Origin of the sequence: Mesorhizobium sp. M5C.F.Ca.IN.020.32.2.1, from assembly GCF_004023105.1 — a bacterium.
Classification (GTDB): Bacteria; Pseudomonadota; Alphaproteobacteria; order Rhizobiales; family Rhizobiaceae; genus Mesorhizobium; species Mesorhizobium wenxiniae.
Genome location: NZ_RZSX01001389.1, coordinates 1 through 976, shown reverse-complemented (window position 1 = coordinate 976; position 976 = coordinate 1). Strand labels below are relative to the sequence as shown.

Annotated in this window: 2 protein-coding genes; both read right to left on the bottom strand. The window is 62.7% G+C overall.

Going from position 1 to position 976, the window contains the following annotated elements:
• The coding region (locus tag EOA86_RS36235) for an aminotransferase class I/II-fold pyridoxal phosphate-dependent enzyme (RefSeq protein WP_128345804.1) at positions 1-566 on the bottom strand (566 nt) is incomplete at its 3' end.
• Between the two features lie 62 nt (positions 567-628).
• Positions 629-976: hypothetical protein (locus EOA86_RS36230; RefSeq protein ID WP_245497497.1), on the bottom strand; the 348-nt coding region annotated here is incomplete at its 5' end.

Sequence of the window (976 nt, the reverse complement as noted above, 5' to 3'; positions counted from 1 at the left end):
TCCTTGTAGAAATCGAGCGAGGCGACCTGCGCCGTCGGGTTCGACGGGTAATTGAGGATCAAGGCCAGCGGCTTCGGGATCGAATGGCGGATGCCGCGCTCCAGCGCGGGGATGAAGCCGTCGTCCGGTTCCACCTGCAACGAGCGGATCACGCCGCCCGACATGATGAAGCCGAAAGCGTGGATCGGATAGGTCGGGTTAGGGCACAGGATCACGTCGCCGGGGGCGGTGATCGCCTGCGCCATATTGGCAAAACCTTCCTTCGACCCCAGCGTCGCCACCACTTGCGTGTCCGGGTCGAGTTTCACCCCAAAACGGCGGCCATAGTAATTGGCCTGGGCGCGGCGAAGGCCCGGAATGCCGCGCGACGACGAATAGCGATGCGTGCGCGGATCGCGCACGACCTCGCACAATTTGTCCACGATGGCCTTGGGCGTCGGCAGATCCGGATTGCCCATGCCAAGGTCGATGATGTCGGCGCCGCGCGAGCGGGCACTGGCCTTCAGCCGGTTGACCTGCTCGAAGACATAGGGCGGAAGCCGGCGGACCTTGTGAAATTCTTCCATGTCAATTCCAGACGGTCAAAGTGGTTTTTGGCGAAGGTGGTTGTCGGTCGCGCGATATAACCCTATTTGCAGGTAGGGTCGAGGGCGGGATCGCATTTGGCTTCGATCTGCTTCAGTGCGTCGGTGCCGTGCTTTTTTGCCAGTGTGTTCAGCGCCGCCTGGTTCGTGGCCTTGACCGCGCCGCCTTTTGAGCCCTGCGCCTGCTGGTCGGCTTTCAACTGGGCGAGCTTGGCGTTCTTTTCCGCCTCGGTGAACTGCTCTGCCGCTGCCTGCGGCGGGATATTCAGGTTGGGATAGGTGCCGGTGTTCTTTGGCCCGTCGGCAGCCGCGACAGGCCTGGCGCCCTCGACGTTGGTGCTCGAACAGCCTGATATCGCCAGCAGGACGATCGCCGCGCCCATGCGGCAAAA